This window comes from Microcoleus sp. AT8-A3 (assembly GCF_036705675.1).
Classification (GTDB): domain Bacteria; phylum Cyanobacteriota; class Cyanobacteriia; order Cyanobacteriales; family Microcoleaceae; genus Microcoleus.
This window is the reverse complement of record NZ_JAUBVD010000015.1, coordinates 1-22,651: the sequence shown is the minus strand read 5'-3', so window position 1 is coordinate 22,651 and position 22,651 is coordinate 1. Positions and strand designations below refer to the sequence as shown.

Annotated in this window: 13 protein-coding genes and 1 pseudogene; 6 read left to right on the top strand and 8 right to left on the bottom strand. The window is 43.7% G+C overall.

Going from position 1 to position 22,651, the window contains the following annotated elements:
• Window positions 1-495 precede the first annotated feature (495 nt).
• The 5 genes from QUB51_RS11410 to QUB51_RS11390 form a co-directional block, all read right to left on the bottom strand.
• Window positions 496-2,397 (bottom strand): tetratricopeptide repeat protein, encoded by a 1,902-nt coding sequence (locus tag QUB51_RS11410; protein WP_333261462.1) that lies wholly within the window; start codon window positions 2,395-2,397, stop codon window positions 496-498.
• The gene (locus QUB51_RS11405) at window positions 2,390-6,583 is read right to left on the bottom strand and encodes a tetratricopeptide repeat protein (protein ID WP_333261459.1); all 4,194 of its coding nucleotides are present in this window, start codon (window positions 6,581-6,583) and stop codon (window positions 2,390-2,392) included. The genes QUB51_RS11410 and QUB51_RS11405 overlap by 8 nt, the downstream gene beginning before the upstream one ends.
• 24 nt (window positions 6,584-6,607) lie before the next feature.
• The gene (locus QUB51_RS11400) at window positions 6,608-9,439 is read right to left on the bottom strand and encodes a tetratricopeptide repeat protein (protein ID WP_333261456.1); all 2,832 of its coding nucleotides are present in this window, start codon (window positions 9,437-9,439) and stop codon (window positions 6,608-6,610) included.
• A gap of 278 nt (window positions 9,440-9,717) precedes the next feature.
• Window positions 9,718-10,581: a calcium-binding protein gene (locus tag QUB51_RS11395; protein ID WP_333056491.1), complete on the bottom strand. Its 864-nt coding sequence runs from the start codon at window positions 10,579-10,581 to the stop codon at window positions 9,718-9,720.
• A 1,373-nt stretch (window positions 10,582-11,954) separates the two neighbouring features.
• Complete coding sequence (locus QUB51_RS11390) at window positions 11,955-12,140, bottom strand: hypothetical protein (protein WP_333056490.1); 186 nt, start codon at window positions 12,138-12,140, stop codon at window positions 11,955-11,957.
• A gap of 1,549 nt (window positions 12,141-13,689) precedes the next feature.
• Between QUB51_RS11390 and QUB51_RS11385 the strand changes: the two genes are divergently transcribed.
• The 3 genes from QUB51_RS11385 to QUB51_RS11375 all read left to right on the top strand — a co-directional run bounded on the left by QUB51_RS11385 (window position 13,690) and on the right by QUB51_RS11375 (window position 15,199).
• Window positions 13,690-13,830, top strand: a complete 141-nt coding sequence (locus QUB51_RS11385) for a hypothetical protein (protein ID WP_333056489.1) — start codon at window positions 13,690-13,692, stop codon at window positions 13,828-13,830.
• Between the two features lie 132 nt (window positions 13,831-13,962).
• Window positions 13,963-14,160, top strand: coding sequence for a hypothetical protein (locus tag QUB51_RS11380; protein WP_333056488.1), 198 nt, complete (start codon window positions 13,963-13,965; stop codon window positions 14,158-14,160).
• 838 nt (window positions 14,161-14,998) lie between these two features.
• Window positions 14,999-15,199, top strand: a complete 201-nt coding sequence (locus QUB51_RS11375; protein WP_333056545.1) for a hypothetical protein — start codon at window positions 14,999-15,001, stop codon at window positions 15,197-15,199.
• 148 nt (window positions 15,200-15,347) lie between these two features.
• On the opposite strand, the gene QUB51_RS11370 is transcribed toward QUB51_RS11375, so the two are convergent.
• Window positions 15,348-16,097, bottom strand: coding sequence for a pentapeptide repeat-containing protein (locus QUB51_RS11370; RefSeq protein WP_333056487.1), 750 nt, complete (start codon window positions 16,095-16,097; stop codon window positions 15,348-15,350).
• Window positions 16,098-16,151: 54 nt separating this feature from the next.
• Here QUB51_RS11370 and QUB51_RS11365 point away from each other — a divergent pair, with 54 nt between their 5' ends.
• Complete coding sequence (locus QUB51_RS11365) at window positions 16,152-16,664, top strand: phosphoribosyltransferase family protein (RefSeq protein ID WP_333056486.1); 513 nt, start codon at window positions 16,152-16,154, stop codon at window positions 16,662-16,664.
• A gap of 358 nt (window positions 16,665-17,022) precedes the next feature.
• On the opposite strand, the gene dxr is transcribed toward QUB51_RS11365, so the two are convergent.
• Entirely contained in the window at window positions 17,023-18,213 is a 1,191-nt protein-coding gene (dxr, locus tag QUB51_RS11360; protein WP_333209211.1) for a 1-deoxy-D-xylulose-5-phosphate reductoisomerase, read from the bottom strand.
• A 268-nt stretch (window positions 18,214-18,481) separates the two neighbouring features.
• Between dxr and QUB51_RS11355 the strand changes: the two genes are divergently transcribed.
• On the top strand, window positions 18,482-20,065 hold the full coding sequence (locus QUB51_RS11355) for a DUF2079 domain-containing protein (RefSeq protein WP_333056484.1): 1,584 nt from the start codon (window positions 18,482-18,484) through the stop codon (window positions 20,063-20,065).
• Window positions 20,066-20,073: 8 nt separating this feature from the next.
• Window positions 20,074-21,531 (top strand): DUF2079 domain-containing protein, encoded by a 1,458-nt coding sequence (locus tag QUB51_RS11350; RefSeq protein WP_333056483.1) that lies wholly within the window; start codon window positions 20,074-20,076, stop codon window positions 21,529-21,531.
• Between the two features lie 137 nt (window positions 21,532-21,668).
• On the opposite strand, the pseudogene cas6 reads toward QUB51_RS11350, so the two are convergent.
• Window positions 21,669-22,457: pseudogene (gene cas6, locus QUB51_RS11345) on the bottom strand (CRISPR system precrRNA processing endoribonuclease RAMP protein Cas6).
• Window positions 22,458-22,651 lie beyond the last annotated feature (194 nt).

Sequence of the window (22,651 nt, the reverse complement as noted above, 5' to 3'; positions counted from 1 at the left end):
TGGTAGAGCAAGTTAAAGGAGATGAAAGTGCTCGCAATTGCATCTTTTAGCATTCTCGCTTAACAGGCTTTCCTGCCTGTTCCACAAAGAGTAAGTTTTTTTGTGGGGAGTAGGGTTTGGGCTTTAATTCTTTAATTCCTTGTATATTCAGAAGCTCTGTTAGAACTTTAGTACCTTTTTTGTGGTGATGACTATAATTCCTCCCCCAAACTAAGAGTGACTATTTATAGTTAACAATCAAACTCGCTTAAATGTCAAGCCTGAGAAGGACTTGATTGGCATTTTGACATATTTGTTCAATTGATTTTACTGATTTAACTATTGATTTAGCATAGTAAGGAATGAGAATTAAATAACTTCCACTCTTGAAAGTGGGATGGGCGTCCCGCCCGTCCTTTTTGGAATTGCGGGACGCCCATCCCACAATAACAATTAAAATTGTAAGTTATTTAATTCGCGATCTTAAGTAACGAAGAAGCTAATTTTAGCTCAACTTTATTCCCAATCAAACTGCCTCCCAAAATATTGCTCTAATTCCTGATTGTAAGGTCGGAAATAATCGCTCAACCTGTCGCGAACCGATCGATCGATCGGCTGGTAAGAACCGGGATTAGCATTTTGGTATTGAGACAATTGATATTCCGGCAAATCTAAGAATTCTAAAACTTGCTTGACGGTTGTCGCCGCACCTGCATAAAAATCTTCGCTTTTCAAAATTAACAACTGTTCTTGGGGAAAGAAAGTCCGCCAGTTTTTGATAAATTCTATGTACCTACCGCGAGCTAAATAATTCCCCGGTTCCTCGCCGATGATGTATTCTGGATTTTGATTCAACCGTTCAATTTCATCGCTAATTACTCGATCGAGCGATCGCGCTTCCCAATTTAAGTCAGTCAAGCGGTAGAATTGAGAAATCGCCCGATCGACCGGATTTCGCAAAAGTACAATCAGCTTAGCCTCTGGAAACGCGGTGTAGAGACGTTCCGGTGCTTCCCGATAGTCAAAATAGCTCGGACTTGCTTCGCCCGTCAAAAATTCCTCTCCCGAAGGCATTGGGGGAAAATGAGCCAAATACCAATCAATCCCTCTGTCAAAGTGCCACGAAAAAAAATCCATCTCCTTTTTAATCGGAGTCAAAATTTGCGGGTGTTGAGCTAAATAAGTATACAGAGAAGTCGTCCCGCACCGCTGAGAACCAATAATTATAAAGTTAGGAACTTTAACGGCTTTTAAGTTCCAATTTTGTGGAACAAGCATCTTGCCTGTATCTGCTTGTGGAACAAGCATCTTGCCTGTATCTGCTTGTGGAACAAGCATCTTGCCTGTATCTGATTGTGGAACAGGCATCTTGCCTGTTCTCTTACTGATAATAGATGCAAAACTTTGTTTAAAACTAACAGTTTGATAACAGCTAATCGCCTCGGCAATTTTACCTTGCCTCGTCAAAACTTCCCCCAAATTCAGATAAGGCCAAAAAGCCTCCGGTTTAGCTGCAACAACTTCGCGGCACAAATTTTCAACTTCATCTAACTTGTTTTGCCTAACAAAAACTTCCCATAAATTGTAATAAAACCACCAAGGAAGATCGGGATTTATTTCTATTGCTTGGAAAAATGCCGCCGCCGCTTCCTCCCAATATTTTTGGTGGCTCAGAACAGCACCTAAATTATAATAAGACCAGCAATCATCTGGTTTTTGGGCGACAGTTGCGCGAGATGACGCTAATGCGCGATCGCACTTTTCTTGCTGCTGCAACAACTCCTCCAATTCCGCTGACAGACTTGCACAAATAGGCAATTTTGTCAAGAGCATTTGGTAAAAAATAATTGCGCTTTTTGGGCGATCGTACTTGGCTAAATTCTTTCCTAACTGCAAATAAAAATCCCTATTTTCCGGTGTAATTTGCAATTGACATTCTTCTAAAACTAAGTTTAAATCAGACTCTGTTTGTCCGAGAGCGTATCCCAACTTCTCGTAACTTCCCGGCAAATCTCCGTCAATTTCAATAGCTTTTAAATACGTAGCGATAGCTTCATCCCACTGTTTGAGTTTAGTTAAAGCGTCGCCTAAATTGCAAAAAGACCAAGCAAAATCAGATTTGAGTGAAATCTCGCAGCGGTAAGCAACAGCAGCTTCTTCCCATTGCCGAAGTTTCAGCAAAGCATCGCCCAGATTGTGATAAGACCAGGAAAAATCTGGATTTAACTCAACAGCTTTTTTGTAAGCAGCGACAGCTTCCTCCCATTTTTCAAGTTTCAGCAAAACATCGCCCAAACTGTGATAAGACCAAGAAAAATTAGGATTTAATTTAATAGCATTTTTGTAAGCAGCAACAGCCTCATCAAACCGACCGCTTTCTTGCAGGGAATTACCCAAATTGTGGTAGTTATTATCCATGCAAAACTCCTGCAAGACTCAGTAATTTTTCCAGCGAGTTCAAATCCACCCGCATATCTTTATGTCCCGGACATTTCTGAATTTTGTCATCCACCAATTCGCCAAGTAAATAGTAATGTTCCAGGCCGCACAAATTGCTAATCATCCAATAACAATGCGGCACGTAAAGGGGAGAAAAAAGCTCAATTACCTTGGTTCCCGGACTGCAAAAAACTAGATTAGTCAACCCCCCTCCGTGAGGTGCGATAACTACTTTAGCAGCAGCTAAACATGATGCTTGTTCCCCTACCGACATCGTTTCTAACTTGACACTGCGAAACCCAATTTTTTCTAAGTATTTAATTACCTCTTCCTCGTTGACGAGTCGCCGATAAGATGCTTGTTTACGGGTGATATAAATTCGCTCTGAATAGTCTGTGTTTAGTGGCTGTTTTTCATTTAAAAATGTCTGTTTTAGATATTCACACTTCCATTTTGAAACTGCCCCAGATCCGTCATAAGATATTGAAGGAACTATTAATTTATCAGCGGTAATGTGTAAATTGCAGCGACTTTCTAAAAGTTTAGCTTGAGGAATTCCTAAAATCTCTAAAGTTTCTGCTTGATAGGAAGAATCCGAGGCATTGACAACAAACTTATCTATAGTTTCTATCAATCCGCTCCGCTGCAAAAGGTCAAATCGCGTAATCACATCAAACATCCAATGAAAATAAGCGGCTCCACCCCAGCGAGCAGATAAAAAAGCCACATTTCCATCGACGTGTTCAGCGGGAGGCAATTTGTCGGAAGTGATTACCAATTCAGCACAACCCATTGAAATATCAGTAACAAGTTTATTGTTTGAAGTAATCACGGCGGTAGTCACCACATCTGCCCAAGCTCGTCCGTTTGGCAATACGGCAACAAAAGCTTTTCTGGAATGACTTTGATGCTCCCAAAATCTGTGGCTGCTGTCGATTGTTTTGGAATCAGATAAATTAATTTGACTCGCAGGATGGATGTCAATGCAGGTGAGGTGCGGATTCGATTCTGCTGCAACGATCAAATCTTCTGTAAACCCACAGTATTTTTTGAGAATTCTTAAGGGTAAGATTTGATTGCTGTATTCTCCCCGCTCGCTCTCATCGACTTCTCCTTTTTGTTCCAGAGCATAACCTATGTTATCGTAAACTTCAAACAAATCGGGTTTAATTTGCAGGGCTTGAACTAAATTAGCGATTGCAGGTTCCCACTGCTGTTTAGCCATTAAACTCAAACCCAATCCTTCGTAACACCAACAGGATTTTGGATCGAGATTGATACCTTTTTCGTAAATTGCGATCGCCCTTTCCAATTTCCCTTGATTCCGCAGTGCATCACCCAACTTTTTGTACAGCCAACTATGATCGGATTCTAGCTCAATAGCACCACCAAAAGCCACTGCTGCTTCGGGCCAATTTTCTTGGAATTCCAGAACTTCCCCCAAACAATTGTACAACCAACAATCATCGGGATTTAATTCAATAGCTTTGCGGTAAGCCGCCGCCGCTTCTTCCCAGTTTTCCAATGCAATCAAAGCCTTACCTAATCTGTCGTAAGACCAACAAAAATCGGGATTGAGTTCCACTAACTTGCGGTAAGCAAGGGCAGCTTCTCCCCAATTTTCCAGTGCAACCAAAGCCTTACCTAATCTGTCGTAAGACCAACAAAAATCGGGATTTAGTTCAACTAACTTGCGGTAAGCAACAGCAGCTTCCTCCCACTCAGAAAGCTCCATCAGCACATCGCCTAAATTGTTGTAAGTCCAACAAAAATTGGGATTTAACTCAATAGCTTTGCGGTAAGCAGCAGCGGCTTCCTCGTGTTCCTCGATCGCCTGCAAAGTTTCCCCCAAAAAGTGGTAAGACCAACTAAAATTAGGGTTGAGTGCGATCGCCCCTTGGTAAGCTGCCCGAGCTTCCTCAAACAGTTCTTTCTCTTGCAGAGCTTTACCCAACTTGTGGTAAGTTAAGTAGTTGCCCGACTTAATTTTAATAGCTGTTTGATAGCGGGCGATCGCCTCATCCAAATAACCCGCATTTGCCGCAATATCCCCCAACTTTTCCCAACCAAGAGACAACAAAGTTTGCTCGGCGCCCAAACTTTGATTGCCGATTTTTTGGACAATCAGTTGATAGCCTTTGTGTACTACTTCTAACTGACTTCCAAACATCTCCAAAAAAACATCTATCCCAATTTTAGTATCTTGCTCCGGGCTGTCGGGAAACGTAAACTCGTAATCATCAAAAATCATCAAGCCCCCAACTTTCACCAACCTCCAAGATAAAATCGCATCTTGCAGAGCACTTGTGGGTTTGTGACAGCCGTCAATGTAAGCAACATCGTAATATTCCGAATTTAAATTCACTAACAAATCTTGAGAGTAACCTTCTAATTCAATTACCCGATCGGCTGCTCCCGTTTTAACAATATTGCCCTTAAAATGTTGTTGAAAATACAAATCAATACAAGTAATCTTTGCCGTCGGATGAGTTAAAATATTATCCAGCAGCCAGCAAGCCGACATTCCCTGAAAACTGCCGATTTCCACAACTTGAAAATCCGTAATCCCGGTAAATTCCTGCAAATGCCGTTTCCAAATAGGAATATTGTGGGTAAACCAATCTTGGGTAAATTGATAATCTTTCGCCGCACACTCAGGCCAACTCCTCAATTCGCTTGCTTTTTGGTGACAAATAATTGCTTCTTCCAATTCCCCTAATTGGGGTAAAATATTTCCTAAATCATTGTAAGACTGAGAATTGCTCGGATCGATTTCTATTTGGCGACGGTAAGTGGCAATTTGTGCGTATAACTCCTGTTGTTTCGCCCGAACCTCCTGGAGTTTTGCAACAACTTCCGCAGCATTGGGTTCAATTTTCAGTGCCATGCTATAAAATACGATCGCACCTTCCAACAGCTTTTGTTTCGCTAAAATATTGCCTAAATTTATATAAAACTCTGCTCCTTCTAACTCAATTCCCAGCAAGTTGTGGTAAATTTTCCCGCTGGCAAGTACCTCGATACCTTGACAATAAGTTGCGATTGTGCTGTCTAAACCCGATTCGCTGCGCTTCCGCAAAACATATCCCAACCTCTGATTGATTCCCGTCAAATTCGGCTCAATCTGAACCGCGTGCAGGTAAGCAGCCACAGCTTGATCCCAGGATTGTTCACTGGTTAATGCAATTCCCAAATTGACATAAAACCAAGGAATATTGGGATTTAATTCAATAGCTTTGCGGTAGCAAATAATAGCTTCTGGCCACAGTTGTTTTTGAGCCAAAGCTTCCCCTAAACAATTGTATGCCCAGTAGGAATTATCATTAATTTCAAGAGCCTGACGGTAACATTTAATAGCTTCATCCAACTCGCGCTTCTGCACCAAAACATTACCTAAACCCACGTAAGCACGAGCATAATTTGGATTGAGTTCGATGCTTTTGCGGTAACAGGCGATCGCCCGATCTAATTCTCCTCGCTCCGCCCAAGTTTTACCCAAACTGTGGTAAGATTCAAACGAATTTGGATTGATGGCAATGGCTTGTCGGTAATTGGCGATCGCCTCATCCCACCGTTTTTGGCCAATCAGCATTTCCCCCAAATTGTGATAAGCTGTTGCCAGTTGCGGGTTTAACCCAATTGCCCGGGAATAACATTCAATAGCGCGATCGAACTTTCCCAATTCAACCAAACTATTTCCCAGAGTGACGTGCTCCTCAGCAGTTGCCCAATTCGGCTCAATATTAAAAGCTTGATACCAACAGTCTGCCGCCTCTTCTCGCTTCTCCAACTGCGTCCAAATTCTCGCCAACTGCCGATAAACAGCAGCAAAATTCGGCGCTAGCGAAATCGCTTTTTCACAATTGGCGATCGCCTTTTCCCACTGTTTCCCCTGAGAATACAAAATGCCGAGATTAGCATAAACTTCCGGCAAATTTGGATTGCGATCGATCGCCGCTTCATACCACTGCTTAGCTTGCTCGATTTCACCTCGAACCTGCATCACCTTTCCCAGCGTCTGACAAGCTGCCGCCAAATTCGGTTCAATTTTCAACGCTGACTCGCAAGCAGCAACTGCCTCATTTAACCTTCCTTCGGCTAAATAAACTTCTGCTTGCCGACTCAAATCAACCGCTGCCTTTTCCATCTTCTCAATCGAGGGCATAATTAAACTTGCTCCAGACACCAACTAACTCAAACCCACCACCTCAACCATCCTTTTCAGCGAACTCAAGTTCACTAAAATATCCTCAGTCAGCGAATTCTGATACATCAACTGTCTAATAGGATAGCATTCAAAAGCCTCGCCCGTTAAAAAGTAATGTTCCAACTGCAAATATTGACTGATTCCCCAGTAATAATGGCTGATATAGTGAGGCGACACCAACTCAATTACTTTAGTTCCCTTGCCACAAAAAATTGTATTTGTCAATCCGCTGCCGTGGGCTGCAACTATTACCTCAGCGTGGGAAAAATGAGCAATTTGCTCTGCCAAAGACATCGACTCAGGAAAAATTGAAACAAAGCCAAAGTTCTCCAAAACCTCAACCACATCTTCCTCGTTCAAAACTCGTCGATATCTTGCTTTGCTGCGGCTGATGTAAATGCGTTTGGGATAGCTCGAACTAGGTATAATTTCCTTGAGAAACTCGCGCCTCAAAAAATCCATCGCCCACCCAGAAGGCCAGCCCAAATATCCCGCAAAAGACGGCACAATCAACTCGGTTGCTTGAATGTGAGGCACGCGATCGCTCTCCAAGACTTTCTCTTCTGGAATGCCCAGAATTCTTAGACTTTCCCGCTGAAATTGGTGCTGACAACTATTCACCAAAAACCAATCTATTTCCGCCAAATCCCTACCGCTGTGCCGCAGCAATTCTATCCTCGGCAAAACGTCAACCATCCAGTGAAAATAGACATTTCCAGACAAACCCGAAAGCACCGCCACGCTACCGTCAATTTGCTTTAAACCTGGAAAGGATTCTAACTGAAAAACGCTGTGTTTCCTCACATCATGCTTTTCGCATCCCGGCAAAAATCCCGGATAATCTCTCGACACATCAGCCAACAAATAATTGTCAGGAGTAATTACAGCGATCGCCTTGCAAATCAGCCAATAATTTTCCTGCGGCACAATCCAAACTCGCCCGTTGGGAATTGCCGCCACAAAAGTCTTGGGCGACTCCACAGGTAGCGGTTGCGAGTTGGACAAACGGCAAATTCCCCAACCCAAATGCACCGGATCGAACCACTTAGAAAGTCGCTGCAAACACAGCCCGCAAGTTAACCCCGCACAATCGGAATTTGCCAATTGGGAATTGGATCTCGCAAATTGGGAATTCGGAATATTTTCTGCACTTGCTTCGGGTGCAGGTTGCCAAAATATTTCCACATAATTGTCAGCCTCCAACTTAGCATTAACCAGCCAATCCCAACTCGATAAATAAATACCGTCAGGAGGTTTGATAGAAGTGCTATCTGGCAAGATAAAACTCAGTTTTTTCCACTCTTTCTGCTCCCCATACCCGTGCAATTGCAACTCTAAAACTTTTTGATAATAATCGAGCGCCCGTTCCCAGCGCCCCTGTTTTTCCAGCAGTTTTGCCAACTCAAAATAAACCTGCGGTAAAGCAGGTTGAATCGTCAAAGCCATGCGGTAAACGGCAATTGCTGCAATGAACCGCTTTTGCTGGGCTAAGGAATTTCCCACCCGCCAGTAAATCTCTGCATTTTGTGGCTGAATTTGCAAAGCTTTTTGATAATAAGCGGTGGCAGATTCATGCCCGCCGTACTCTGTTAAAGCATTTCCTAAATGCAAGTAAATTTCGGCTAAATTATCGCAAATTTCAGCAACAGGTAATTCGCAAGCTGCACTTGACAAATATCTAGCCACACCATCTTTTTTATTTACTTTTAAATCTGTTAAATCCGTGACATCCGTGACATCCGTGACATCCGTGACATCCGCTACAAAATCCGTTGCCGAAGTTCCCATCAATGCTGTGAGAAATCGATCGCACGCAGCGATCGCCCTGGACAATTCATCATCTTCTACCGCCGCAACTCTGCGCCTGTCTCCTAAGCGGCAGTAGGCTTCAACAAAATCAGGCTTCAGAGCTATTGCCCGCTCAAAATAAGGCATGGCTTCAGCAATTTTGCCCAAAACCATCAAAGAAAACCCGGCGTCTGTATAGCCTGAAATATAGTCGGAATTGAGCTCGATCGCGCGACCGAAACAAGCAAGCGCCGCCGAATGTTCCCCCTGCAATTGCCACGCTTTCCCCAGATTGTAGTGAGCCAAAACCATGTCCGGCTCCAACTCAATAGCTGTGAGGTAAGATGCGATCGCCCTATCGGGATTTTTGTCCAGCAAGGCTTGACCCAAATTATTGTGCAGCGTCGCCCAATCCGGCTTAATCTCGATCGCCCGCTGGTAAACCTCGATCGCCTCAGCAGCCCGATCGTCCTTGAGCAAAATCACACCCAGATTGCTGTAAGCTTCCACGTAATCCGGCTTTAGAGCGATCGCCTGTCGGTAGGTATCCATTGCCGCTTCGAGCTGACTATTTTCACCTAAAACCACAGCCAGATTGTATAAAGCATCGAGATAATCCGGTTTTTGGGCGATCGCCTTTCGGTAACAGTCGATCGCCCCCAACAAATTACCCTGCTTGTGAAAAATATTTCCCAAGTTATAATGAACTTGGGCCCAATCTGGTTTCAAATCCAGAGCTTGTCGGTAGTGAAAAACCGCCTCATCCAGCCACGCATAGTCGCTGTAAAGTTGACCCAAATAAGCATGAGCCAGAAAAAACTGGGGCGAAATCTCCAAAGCTTGCACAAAAGCGTCTCTTGCCGCCGTCGGATCGCCTTGAGCTTCGAGAATTTCCCCTAAAGTCGTGTAAGCCGAGGGCGAAAACGGTTGAAGTTCGATCGCCTTGTTGCAAAACTCGATCGCCTCAGTTAACTTCCCCCGGTTCAAATAAATTTGGGCTTGCCGGATATATTCTTCAGTGCTCATTGCTAGCGGTGCAGTTGCGGTTTCTTTACCGCTTCAGTAAAACCTAGAAATTCTAATTTAAAAACTTTCTATTTATATTTTGCCCGATCGGGCGATCGGTTAATTTTATCAATAACTGTCGATCGATTTTTTTTAACTGCCCCTGCTTCAGTTCCTGCATTGAAGATTTCAACCTCACCCCGCTTGTAGCAGAGTGAGGTTGAAATCCTTTAAAACTACCGGCTTTGTGAGAACAGCCCCGAATCTTATCCGGTGCTGCCCCACAACTGCCAGTTGTTTTAGAACAACTCGAAGTTGTTCGAGGTAATAGTCAGGCCAGGCTGCAATTGAGCAACAGTTAGCACTCCGCTGGCGCCGTTGAAGAACAACTTACCGCTTGTTGGGTCGTAGACCAACTTGTTCGTCGTGGCTGTTCCTGGAGTAGCTTCGTTGAAATTAGAAACGACGACAAACTCGCTTGCCTCGAAGCTGCTGCCCAAGCCAGCGAACACACCGCCCTGTTTCAAGCGGATCTTATCTTCGCCTGGGGTAAAGTCAGTGATCGTGTCTACGCCGAAATCGCCACCAGCACTCGCGAAGTAGAACGTATCGCTGCCAGCACCGCCGATCAGGACATCGCTGCCTCTGTCGCCAGAGATCAAGTCATTGCCAGCGCCACCATCGACAGTATCGTTTTCTTTACCGCCGTAGAGAGTGTCGTTGCCATCGCCACCGCTGACAAGATCGTTGCCTTGGCCACCAAAGACTGTATCGCTGCCACTTCCGCCAAGTACAGTGTCGTTGCCTCTGTCGCCAGAAACCAAGTCGTTGCCATCGCCACCGTCTACCAGGTCATTCCCTTTACCGCCAAAGATTAAGTCATCGCCGCTAACGCCAGCGACCACATCGTTGCCGCTGCCTGAAATGACGGTATCGTTGCCGTCGCCGCCGCCGACACTATCATTGTTGCCACCCGATATAATCAGGTCGTTGCCAGTGCCACCAGCGATGACATCAGCGGCCTCAAAAGTCAGAATGATATCGCTGCCGGGGCTGCCGTTCAACCTGTTAGCGCCTACGGGGGTGCCAATAATGGTTGAGCCACCGCCACCGACACCGCCTGGTTGTGTAGTTGGTGTTGTTGGATTTGTTACCTGTGTCATTTACACTCCTCCTAAAAGATCAATCATTTTTCTACAATACACTTTTCCCTCCAAAGGGATTCAATAAATGAAACCGGACATCGGTTGAGACCCTAATTGACCCGGCTGCTATAAGCTGTCATGTAATTTAAATTGTCAGCAGCGAGCCTGGGAGCGCGAGTTGAATCCTGTATTCGTTGAGCAGCAAATCTCGGTTGTTTCCTGCTTTTGACTCTCGACTCCACCACTGCCTCCTCTAACACGAAAATATTCCACTTAAACGTTTGCGAGTTTACCATAATGACCATCGATATGGCTAGTCATTATTAAAACAATACCCGGAAGATACACAGAGACCATTTTTAATGGAAGTATGCTCTCAAGATTGAGAAGTTGCACCGGGCCCGCGGGCCCTGTCATCGCCGGAGAGTTCGATCGCCCGCAATGAGGCTGGAACTGAGCTGCGATTTTTTTAAGTACACTGTACTTGACCAGACTTTTGATTTTCGCCAATAGTTCCCCAGAAATCAAAAGTTTGTAACTCGCTTTGAAAGCAAGCCCACGCACGCTGGAGGCCGGATTCAATCAAAAGTGGCTCCCAATACAGTCCCGGACGAACTTTTGAGCCTCATCGCCTTGATGTTTCCAGCCAAATCCCTCACGCTCAATATAGAATTTTGGCTAAAAACCCAGTTTTTCAACCCCCATCCGTCATTTCAACCACGATCCGCATCCATCCGCACAATCAGACAATGTAGCGCGATCGTCTTTTGGTCAAAAGTTGGGATCAACGGTGGGCCGGTAGATTTGTGAGGGTAATGTCACTAGATTTTAGATTTTAGATTTTAGATTTTAGATTTAGTCCACAGATGAATCTGGGAACTGGAACTAGGATATAAATTTTTGGGCTGCTGGCGAATCCTGCCCCAGTTATGGGTTAGCCCCATTGTAGTTATGAATAATTTACCTGTTTATCATGAATGCTGAAGCCGTCAATTTTTTGATGGCATCTATCAAAGCCAATGTAAAATTCTTACCTCGATACTCGCCGGATTTATCTCCCATCGAGCTGTAGTGGGCAAAAATCCAAGCGATTTTCCCTTTTGAAGCATATCCACCTTCAAATGTTCTTGATGAAGCGATTACTAAAGCTCTTAAGGCTCTTACTGATGAAAATGCTTGGCCATCCTTTCATCACTCTGGTCTATTTTGAGAACAAATTAAATAGTTAATTTTTGCGGTACATTCGATGGCTAATACCTGTGAGTGAAAATATTGAGTTTTTAGCAAAGACTTTTTTACTAATGGTTGTTAACTTCGAGCCGATCATTAACGATTAGCCAATTCCCCGAAATTTGAGCCGGCAGTCATTCAGAGAAAATCTCTACTTATTCCTAGCGGTGTGCTTCTAGTTGCGCTGGTGAGGCGTTATAATTGCTCTGGCTGTCGTACTTGTAGATGTGAGCGTGAGAGTCACTCTCGAAAATATAATTGATGGAAGTAGCTCCATAGTATGCCAGCGCTAGCAGCGACAATAGATGAAGAACTCTATAAATTGGTTTCTCAGATACTTCGTTCATTTTGACTCCTACTTTTTATGCAAATAACTAATTTGGATACCGTGACGGCACTTTTTTTTTGAAGTTCCCAAACATCTCGTACTTCCAAAAATTTAGCTGGCTCGCGTTATACACTCCTGATGCCCGATCGCCAAAAATAAGTCGTACTTGAGACTTGAAACAGTTTTGGTTGCCTATTTCATATTGCAGTCTCTGCCTTGAATTGTCTATCTAACTGCGGTAAGAGTTAGGGATTTTGGGCGCAAACGAACTCTACAATTTCCTGCTTAGAGCTGCTACGATTTGAATAAAGGGATCCCGAAAAGCTTAAATGGCAAAGAGTCTAGCTGTTTTTCCACGCCTCGCCAGGATTTTCCCACCTTCGATTAATGGTACGCAGTGGTCGGAAGTAATGAAAATTCTTAAGTTGGTCAGCGACCGACGAAAATATGTCTGAAGTTATATTTTTGCAAGCAACAGGCCATGTTACATTACATATTTATTTTGAGCTTGGTTGAGGTGGCAGATAATTTTTGAGTAAAAAAATTTTGCGGTCGTTGTTCGACAATGTGAGTCTGACAATTTTGCCGGAACAATTTTAACTGAAAGCATCCAGGATACCCGCCACGTGATTCATTCCGAAAGCAGACTCAGTACCCAGAAATAAAAAACCTGTATCCGATAAAGGAACCCCCGAATTTATCTCGCGCAAGTCAATGCTTCAAATCTAAAATCTAAAATCTAAAATCTAAAATCTAAAATCGCGCAATCGATTGACTGAGCCGCACCGTTAATTCACGATGTGACAGAAGAAAATTAGGCATCAGTCAATTGGAGACTTTGGCGTGATACGTGGGCTAGGGCGTGCGTCAATCTCGCTTAGTTCAACGATTGGAGATTTGAGATTTATGCCACAGATGAATCGGAGAGCTTGAACAAGATCCTAAAATTTAGGGCAGCAGCCGACTCCTGTCGGAAACTTGTATCCGTTTTTGGGCTGGATCAAAAAGCAGAAGGCAGAATTTGATAGCGGTAAAAAAATACTGTTTTAGGATTCAGAATTTTTATTTGATTCTACCTTCTAGCTGCATTTTTTTAGTATGAAACAAGATAAATTACTCGCTGCCAAAAGCGATGCACGCCGAATAATTTAGGAAGAGATAAGCGAGTGTGTTGAAGCCAGTTACTTCCAAAAGTTATTATAATTTTTGCTCGCATTGAGCTGTTTGTACAACAGACTTTTTGCTAGTAATTTGCAAAAGGGATAGGGGCAGAACAACAGGCCAAAACAGAGGGCCGATTATTAAGGCTATCCAAGATATCACGTCTTTTTTAGATGTCGCAGTATCATTCCAAAAACTTTTGAACCAAACAAGAAAAACGATTAAGGCAATAGAAAAGTAGCTAATCATTATCATTTTTTGACCTCCCTGTCTATAGATGGGATAGAAGTATTTATAATTATTGTATCTCAGGCGGTGGCTCGCCGATCGCAACTTTATGCCCTGAGCCACAAGCTGCAAGTGTCTTAAACCAAAAGTTTCACAGCTATGCAAGTCCATAGCCTGCAATGTTGAGCGGAATTACTCCTGCTGCGCGGCGGTATTGGCAACTCAAAGCCTTGCGTTCAGGGCTTTTCGAGGTTTTGTCAAACCTGGAGGCTACCACCCCAATCATAGCTTATGCGATCGAGGTATTGGGTTTGCTGTGATTTAAATCACGTATACTGGTAGACTTCGGTCACAAATCGAGCCAAGAACGATCGCACAGCTTAGCCGACTGCAATCACCCTACTCTTTTGTCAAATGCTCGATATTATAATAGTCGAGTTCAACGAGATTTCATGCAAGCTCTGACTTTAAAATCCGATCGGGCGATCGCTGAACTGTTCTATCAAGTCACCAATTCAGGCAATCTGACTCGCACTCAAAGCCACGGATTGCGCGAACTCTGCCAAAGCGCTCTCAGCGAAGATGCCAGAGATGCAGTCAACCGCCTGCTGCACGCCATCCGCCGCGGATGGGTCAGGATTTCCGATTAGTCTCCTCACACAAAAAGTTGAGATGAGTATTTTTACTTTCTCTCCTGTCAAGCTTTGCCAACAATAAGATTGAAGTGAGTAGGTCGATCCATTAACCCTCTCCAAAAAAAAATTGTAGTGCGATCGAAAAACTCGAACCGGTTTCTTGAAGAAGCCGGGATTTTTGATTGGAAGCAGCCAGTCGATTTTAGATTTTAGATTTTAGATTTTAGATTTTAGATTGACTTCACATATGAATCTGGGAGCTTGAACTAGAGCTTAAAATTTTGGATCGATGCCCACTCCTATCGGAAACTTGTATCTGTCTTTGGGCGGGTTATTAAGTATATCCACGGAACAAAGACCACACCAAGAAACTAGGTAAATGTAGGTAAAAGCGGGTTCCTAAACAGGCTAAAAGTTGTACCTTCAATTAAGCCATGCGATTTAGCTAGCAGTCATTAGTAATCTCTTAGGATCGCGAATTAAATAACTTACAATTTTAATTGTTATTGTGGGATGGGCGTCCTGCCCGTCATGAGTGGACGGGCGGGACGCCCATCCCACTTTCAAGAGTGGAAGTTATTTAATTCTCATTCCTTAATAGATAAATCTTAATTTATTTGTCACCGTTTCTTAACCAAAAGTAGAGATTTCGGAGTTGCCAAAAGCGAGAAATCGGGACGGGGTTTGTGTTTACAGTGCCAGGGCTATCGAGGAAATATCCGATCCCCTAGTCCGGCTGACACAAATCACTCATCAAGAGCCAATCGATCACATTTACTCCCGTAGTTGAATCACATAAATTTTGGAAAAATTAGTTAATACTGTCAAAAGTGAGTTCAAAAAAAAACACATGATGACAACCCAAACGCTGTTACCTCAATTTACTATTGCAGAGCTAGTCTTTCAGGTATATCACTCCGGTCTGCTGACTCCCACTCACCGACAACAGCTCAAGACAGCGCTGTTAAATGACTGTCTTACCGAAGAAGATCAAACAGCCATCAACCGCTTGCTCCACGCAGTTCGCCGGGGCTGGCTGAAAGTTGTAGATTAAACTCGGTGCTAAATTTTTTGCCACTACTCTTTAAATGCACTGTCACTTGAAGGCAGAATTAAATCCCCTTAAAAAAATTAGGCATTAGCCTAAATGTAGGGTGCGCCATAGGCACCCTGCCGTTTTAACTTCTATTTTCTCAGCTTATTTAGTCACAGATTGTGCCGTCAGGCATCATGGCCTCTCTCAGATTCGCTTCATCCAAATTAGTCCCACGCAAAGAAGCTTGATGCAAGTTTGCTCCCCGGAGATTTGCTCCCTTAAGGGAAACTCCGCTCAAATCTGCTTGATGGAGATTTGCACAGCTCAAGTTAGCTCCACTCAAATCGGCTCCCTTCAAATCAGCTTTTTCCAGATTTGCTTCCGTCAAATTAGCCCAACTCAGATTTGCTTGAGTTAGGTTAGCACGGCTGAGGTCAGCTTGTGTTAAGTTTGCATCGGTTAAATTTGCTTTGCTCAGGTTGATTCCGCAAAGCTTTACTTCTGTCAAGTTGGCACCTTGCAAGTTAGCGTTAACTGCATAAACTTGAATCAAAATTGCCCCCTGAAGGTTTGCATCTCTCATGTCTGCACCCCTGAGACTCGCCCCCGTTAAATCGGCTCCACTGAAGACGACACTCCGCAAGATGGCTCCGCTCAAGTTCGCTCCCACCGCCTCGCATTCGCCAAAATTAGCGGACATGAGGTTGGCTTGGGAGAGGTTGGCTTGACTGATATCTGCTTGATACAGATTAGCTCTGTATAGGGTGAGACCGATCGAATTTGCACCTTTTAAATTAGCGTGACTCAGGTCAATATCGCGCAAATTTGTCCTTGACATATTGGCACCGCTCAGGTCTACTTTGTGAAAAACCCGTTCTCCGGCTGCATACCGTCTGAGAAGTTCATCTGCATCCATGTCATTTTCCCCAAAATATTTAATAATACCTTTGATATTTAAATAATATTAGGAATGAGTGACCTTTACGTTTCTTGGGCTGAGTACCATCGGAAAATTGAGGATTTGGCTGTAAAAATTGAGGAATCTCAGTGGAAATTCGATCGAATTGTCTGTCTGGCGAGGGGAGGGCTGCGGGTTGGAGATACTCTGTCGCGGATTTTCGACAAACCTCTGGCGATTTTAGCGGCCTCGTCCTATGGTGGGGCCGAGGGAAATGTCCGGGGCGCGATCGAGTTTGCCCGCGATTTGACAATGGTGGGCGATAATTTGGGCAGCAGCATTCTCCTGGTTGACGATTTGGTGGATTCGGGAATTAGTTTAGAGCAAGGTATCGCTTGGCTCAAGAATCGCTACGGCGAGGATATTCAGGAAATTCGGACTGCTGTACTCTGGTACAAGGCTTGTTCTGTTGCAAAGCCGGATTATTATGTAGATTATTTGGCGGACAATCCTTGGATTCACCAACCTTTTGAAATGTACGAAAAGATGAGTGCGGCTGATTTTGCGGCACAAGTTGGGAGTTAGTCAATAAAAAACTAAAATCAGGTCAAGCTTTAATATGGTTTTGCCGATATTTTGCACTTTTTGGCATAGTCCGTCAGGGGTTGAAACCCCTGTCTCATAGCTAAAGTCCTCTGAAGAGGACTGGATATTTATCAAGGTTCGGCAGTCTGTTTCAACTCTGATATTGCACCAGTATCAGCAACAGGCAAGATGCCTGTTCCACAAAGAGTGAATTTTCTTGTGGAACAGGCATCTTGCCTGTTCCTAAAAGGCTTATTGAGAATGGTGCAAGATATAAGTTTCAACCGACTGTCTTCTATGAGACGAGGAATTAATGCACTCCTAGGGCTTGTGGGTAAGTGCAAGTCGGCTGATAGAATTAGCGAACCGAAAGAATACGATCGCCCAATTCCATACTATCTGCCAAAACTTCCTGCCGCGCCCACCTATCCGCAGCCAAAATATCGTCTAAACCAGGACTTTCACAGTTATCGGCTTGATGTTTGTCGCACGCCTTCTCAATCAACTTCGGAATATCCAAAAACTGAATCTTCTCCTGCAAAAATAGCGCTACCGCCTGTTCGTTTGCCGCATTCAGCACCGCAGGCATCGAACCGCCCGCACGTCCCGCCGCATAAGCCAACTGCATACAAGGATACTTTTCGTGGTCTGGTTCTCGGAAAGTTAAATCCCCAGCTTTTACCAAATCGAGCCGTTCCCAATCTGTATGAATTCGCTCCGGCCAAGACAAAGCGTAAAGCAGCGGCAAACGCATATCCGGCCATCCCAATTGCGCCAAAACCGAGGTATCTTGCAACTCAATTAACGAGTGAATTATGCTCTGAGGATGGATGACAATATCAATGTCGTCATAATCCATTCCGAATAAGTAATGAGCCTCGATGACTTCTAATCCTTTATTCATCAAAGTAGCAGAATCGATCGTGATTTTCTGCCCCATCGACCAATTTGGATGTTTCAAAGCATCGGCTACTGTTACTCCTGCTAATTTGTCGATCGGCAAATCTCGAAAAGAACCCCCCGAAGCAGTGAGAATAATTCGCCGCAACCCGCCAACCATAACACCTTGGAGGCACTGAAAAATTGCCGAATGTTCCGAGTCAGCAGGTAATATTTTAACGCCGTATTTTTCGATTAAGGGGTTGACAACCGGGCCCCCAGCGATTAATGTTTCTTTATTGGCTAAGGCGATATCTTTGCCTGCTTTGATAGCCGCAATTGTTGGCAGCAAACCGGCACAGCCAACTATGCCAGTGACGACGGCTTGAGCGTCACCGTATTGGGCAACTTCGACAACGCCTGACTCGCCAGCAAGTAAAATAGGTTGAGGGTCGATGTCTGCGATCGCCTCCTTCAATTCCAGTAATTGATCTTCGTCGCAAATCGCGACAATTTCCGGTCGAAACTGGCGAATTTGCTGGGCCAGCAACGTTACATTTCGTCCGGCGGTTAACCCGACAATCCGAAATTGATCGGGGTATTGAGCTACAATATCCAGAGTCTGAGTGCCGATCGAGCCTGTGGATCCGAGAAGAGTTATTGCTTTCACAATTTTTTAAGGTTTTGTGGATTATTCTAATATTACGATTGCGGGGATAAAAATTAGTGGTTAACTATTGCGTGGAAAGCACATTCGATGGAATCATATTTTGAGTGACCGAAAGCATCCAGGATACCCGCCACGTGATTCATCCGTCCAGAAATAAAAAACCTGTATCCGATAAAGGAGCCCCCGAATTTATCCGTGGGGTCAATGCTTCGATCTAAAATCTAAGATCTAAAATCTAAAATCGATTGACCACAAGGTGCCAGATTTCATGCAGAATAGGGAAAATTTTGCTGATGACCGTGAGGACATCAGTGTCTCGATCGCCGAAAATATAGATGAAGGTCGATCCCAGCTACCGTCGAGTTTGGTTTGGGCGATCGCGACTGCTGCGGCAATTTTCTTGTTGTGTAGCAGTTTACGCCACGCTTTATTCCAATCAACTGCTTTCGATTTGGGAATTTTTGACCAAGCAATTTACTTAATCAGCCAAAACCAAACGCCTTTTTCTTCTTTAATGGGGATTCATATTTTGGGCGATCACGCAGCGGTAATCTATTATCCGCTAGCTTTGCTGTACAAAATTTACCCAGATGTGCATTGGCTGCTGTTGGTACAAGCAGTTGCATTATCCCTGGGGGCTTGGCCTACCTGGAGTTTAGCGCGTTTGGCAGGTTTGAATCAAGAACAATCCCGTGCGATCGCATTGATTTATTTGCTCTATCCGGTGGTATTTAACATCAATTTATTTGATTTTCACCCGGAAGTAATCGCTTTACCCGCACTTTTTGCCGCAATTTTGGCAGCGCGTTTAAATAAAATTGTGTGGTTTTGTACCGCTATTGTGTTAGTTCTCAGTTGCAAGGCGGTTTTGTCCATAACCGTTGCTGCTATGGGTTTCTGGCTGTTTTTTTGCGAAAAAAAGCAACGGTACGGGGCGATCGCACTTTTGCTAGGTGCAGCTTGGTTTTTGATAGCTTCCCAGAAAATAATCCCCTTCTTTAGCGGCAGCGAAGTCGCTGGAGTCGGGCGCTACAGCTATTTAGGAAAATCCGTACTAGAAATTATCATCAATCTCATATTAAAACCACAGTTAGTATTAGGAAAAATTCTTTCCTTCGATACATTCAAATATTTATTTCTCCTCACCTTACCTGTGATTTGGCTGCTATTGCCATTTTCGGGCAAACTACGGATACAATATCTAACAGCGCTAATTCCTGCCCTCCCTACCCTCCTGATCAATATCCTCTCTGACTTGCCATTTCAACGCAGCTTAGCCTATCAGTATTCAGTACCTGTAATTCCCTTTTTATTTTTAGCAGTAATCGCGAAGGAAGAAACCAGGAAGAGGGAAGAAATAAAAGGCAACAAGGAAGAATATCAAGCAAATAAGCAACAGTTTTTAACATGGGTGAATCTGCCACAAATTAAAAACTTCCGAATTTCTAAACTTTGGCGGGGAATTCAATTGCCGAGAATCATGATAATTTGGTCATTACTAATTTTCCTGGGTGTGGGCGAATATAAAGATTTTTATCTGTACCTAAATAGACTAGATACCTGGCAAGCTACACGCGAAGCAGTCGCACAAGTCCAACCCCAAAGCAGTATTTTAACCGATAATAGACTTGCCCCTCACTTTGCCCACCGCCCAATAGTAAAATTGCTGTCACAAATTTCGCCCCAAACAAATTTAGCTGAATTTCAATACATATTATTAAACCTGCGCCATCCCTGGCCTGATACTGAAAAACTTGGTGATACCTTAGCAAAGCAACTGAAAAAGTCTCCCGATTTTAAATTAACTTATCAAAAAAACGAAGTTATGCTATTTAAACGAATCGCTGATTAAATAATAAAATGCGAACTTTAAAATTCCTAAAAACTCATCCAGTATTTTTAATGATTGTCGTGACAACGATAGTCTTATTTACCGCCAGCAGCGCGCGGCACGCTTTGTTTCAGTCAACTGCATTCGACTTAGCAATTTTTGACCAAGCAATTTATTTAATCTCCCAAAATCAAACGCCATTTTCCTCTTTAATGGCAATCAATATTTGGGGCGACCACGCCGCTTTTATTTTCTATCCACTAGCTTTACTTTACAAAATATATCCAGATGTTCACTGGCTTTTTTTAGTACAAGCTGTTTCCCTAGCTTTAGGCGCTTGGCCGAGTTGGAGTTTGGCACGTCAAGCCGGATTAAACGAACAAAAAGCAATTGCAATTTCAGCCGTATATCTGCTTTATCCCGCAGTATTTAATGTCAACCTCTTCGACTTCCACCCAGAAGTAATTGCTTTACCAGCATTGCTAGCAGCAATCTTAGCCGCGAGGCTGAATAAAACCTTGTGGTTTTGTGCTGCTATTGTATTAGTTTTGAGCTGCAAAGCCGTGCTATCTTTAACTGTGGCTGCGATGGGTTTGTGGCTGTTGTGTTTTGACAAAAAACGCAATTGTGGGCTCATAGCTCTCTTTCTAGGCGCGGGTTGGTTTCTGGTAGTTACTCAGGCAGTTATACCGTATTTTAATCAGGGAAGAGAACACGCGGGTATCGGGCGATATCAATATTTGGGAAACTCTGTTTTTGAAATTGCTATTAATTTAATAGTGAAACCAAATCTAGTTTTAGGGCGTTTGTTTTCTTTAGATACTTTTGGATATTTAGCGTTATTGCTATTACCTATAATTTGGTGGCTGTCCCCGCGTCATCTGTCATCTTTAATTAGTGCTGTGCCGATGTTGGCGATGAATATTCTTTCCGATATCCCCGCTCAGCGGGATTTAATTCATCAATATTCTGTGCCGATATTGCCGTTTTTGTTGGTAGCCGTAATTTCCAGTTTGGCAGCTACCAATCAGCAAAAGGGAAAAACAATATTTGAGAGATTGCCACTTCCTAATTATCCCTTGCCTAGAGTCATTGTAATTTGGTCGTTGATTGCTTTCTTAGCTTTAGCGAAATACGGCTATTTTTGGACTATTTATTTAAAGGGGATCGACACTTTGCCGGCTACCAAAGAGGCAATTTCTATTGTGGAAACCAAAGGCAGTGTTTTAACAAATGCTCAGATTGCTCCGCACTTAGCGCACCGCCCTGTGGTAAAATTAACTCAGGCTAACGCGCCACCTGCAAATCTCGCAGAATTTGATTATGTATTGCTGAACCTCAGATATCCTGGCTGGATGAGCGATCGAGCTTTTGTTAAAAACTTAGTAACTCAACTAAAAAACACCCCTCAATTTCAACTAAAATATCAGCGAGACGACATATATCTATTCACTAAGGATCGCGAATTAAATAACTTACAATTTTAATTGTTATTGTGGGATGGGCGTCCCGCCCGTCCCACTTTCAAGAGTGGAAGTTATTTAATTCTCATTCCTAAGAGTCATTAGTCAGCAGTCATCAGTCAGTAGTCAACAGTCAACAGTCAACAGTCAACAAATTCGCGCTAATCCTCCACTTTCACAGCCCTTCTTGCCAACTTCACGTAAGTTTTCACAGTTTCATAAGGCATTTCCAAATCAGCAGCAATATCCAGCAAAGATTCCCCCAATTCCCGGCGCGCCAAAATCGTTGCCCAAGTTTCCGCAATCTCAGCAGCGCGACTTCCACCTTTACGTTTTCTGTGCGCCATAAACTTCTGTGTCAATTCCTCTATTCGCGCCGCCAATACGCTTTGTATCGACACTTCAGGTAGGGCTTCTGTCAACCATTGCGATCGCGTTTGTCCCAATCCAAAAGTTGTTTTGTAGCCGATGCCGCAGTAAGGCGCTAACCGCCCCAAAGCATAAAATAACTGTACAAAATCAGGGCGATTGTGAGCCGATCGCCCTAGCCCAAATTCCACCGCCCCAGTGAATCCCGTTACCATACCTTTTTTGCCCGCCGCTACCTTTTGCGACTCCAATTCGTGGCGGCTAATAATTGCATTTTTATCAATCCAGTTCAAAAATTATGCTTGGTAAAAATTTACCACCTAAAAGTTATTCCAGCGGCGCAAATAGCTGTGAAAAACATTTTCGGTAACTGGCAAAGGGAAGTGATTGCCTTTGCTACGAAAGCTTGTAGGAGTCACAAAAATAAGTTTGATGGTGGGCAAAAATGGGCGTTCGGCTGTTAATAATTGCTGGTAATTTGTGGGAGCAAAAGCAATATCCCAAGAGCGAATTAGCAGCGGAGCATTTCGCAAATCTATCTCTTGGGGCAAATTGTGCAGCCACTGACTCAGCCACTGCACTACGGGCTTTGAAAGTCCTGTTACGTACCAGCGATAAATGCGATCGCCCAAAAGCTGAAATTCTTTGCCGCCGAGGAGCAAATCACCTTCCAATCCCGAAAGAGTAAAGGCTTTTTCTGACAAGCGAATTTCTTCATGTGATACCCGCCACGTGATTTATCCGTGGAATCAATCCCAAATCGAAAATCGAAAAT

Bases quoted from the DNA above. Each gene is read 5' to 3' on its own strand.
- QUB51_RS11400 (WP_333261456.1), bottom strand. From the start codon at position 9,439: ATGAGCACTGAAGAATATATCCGGCAAGCCCAAATTTATTTGAACCGG.
- QUB51_RS11355 (WP_333056484.1), top strand. From the start codon at position 18,482: ATGCAGAATAGGGAAAATTTTGCTGATGACCGTGAGGACATCAGTGTC.
- QUB51_RS11350 (WP_333056483.1), top strand. From the start codon at position 20,074: ATGCGAACTTTAAAATTCCTAAAAACTCATCCAGTATTTTTAATGATT.
- QUB51_RS11370 (WP_333056487.1), bottom strand. From the start codon at position 16,097: ATGGATGCAGATGAACTTCTCAGACGGTATGCAGCCGGAGAACGGGTT.
- QUB51_RS11395 (WP_333056491.1), bottom strand. From the start codon at position 10,581: ATGACACAGGTAACAAATCCAACAACACCAACTACACAACCAGGCGGT.
- QUB51_RS11385 (WP_333056489.1), top strand. From the start codon at position 13,690: ATGTTGAGCGGAATTACTCCTGCTGCGCGGCGGTATTGGCAACTCAAA.
- QUB51_RS11405 (WP_333261459.1), bottom strand. From the start codon at position 6,583: ATGCCCTCGATTGAGAAGATGGAAAAGGCAGCGGTTGATTTGAGTCGG.
- QUB51_RS11380 (WP_333056488.1), top strand. From the start codon at position 13,963: ATGCAAGCTCTGACTTTAAAATCCGATCGGGCGATCGCTGAACTGTTC.
- QUB51_RS11390 (WP_333056490.1), bottom strand. From the start codon at position 12,140: ATGAACGAAGTATCTGAGAAACCAATTTATAGAGTTCTTCATCTATTG.
- QUB51_RS11410 (WP_333261462.1), bottom strand. From the start codon at position 2,397: ATGGATAATAACTACCACAATTTGGGTAATTCCCTGCAAGAAAGCGGT.
- QUB51_RS11375 (WP_333056545.1), top strand. From the start codon at position 14,999: ATGACAACCCAAACGCTGTTACCTCAATTTACTATTGCAGAGCTAGTC.
- QUB51_RS11365 (WP_333056486.1), top strand. From the start codon at position 16,152: ATGAGTGACCTTTACGTTTCTTGGGCTGAGTACCATCGGAAAATTGAG.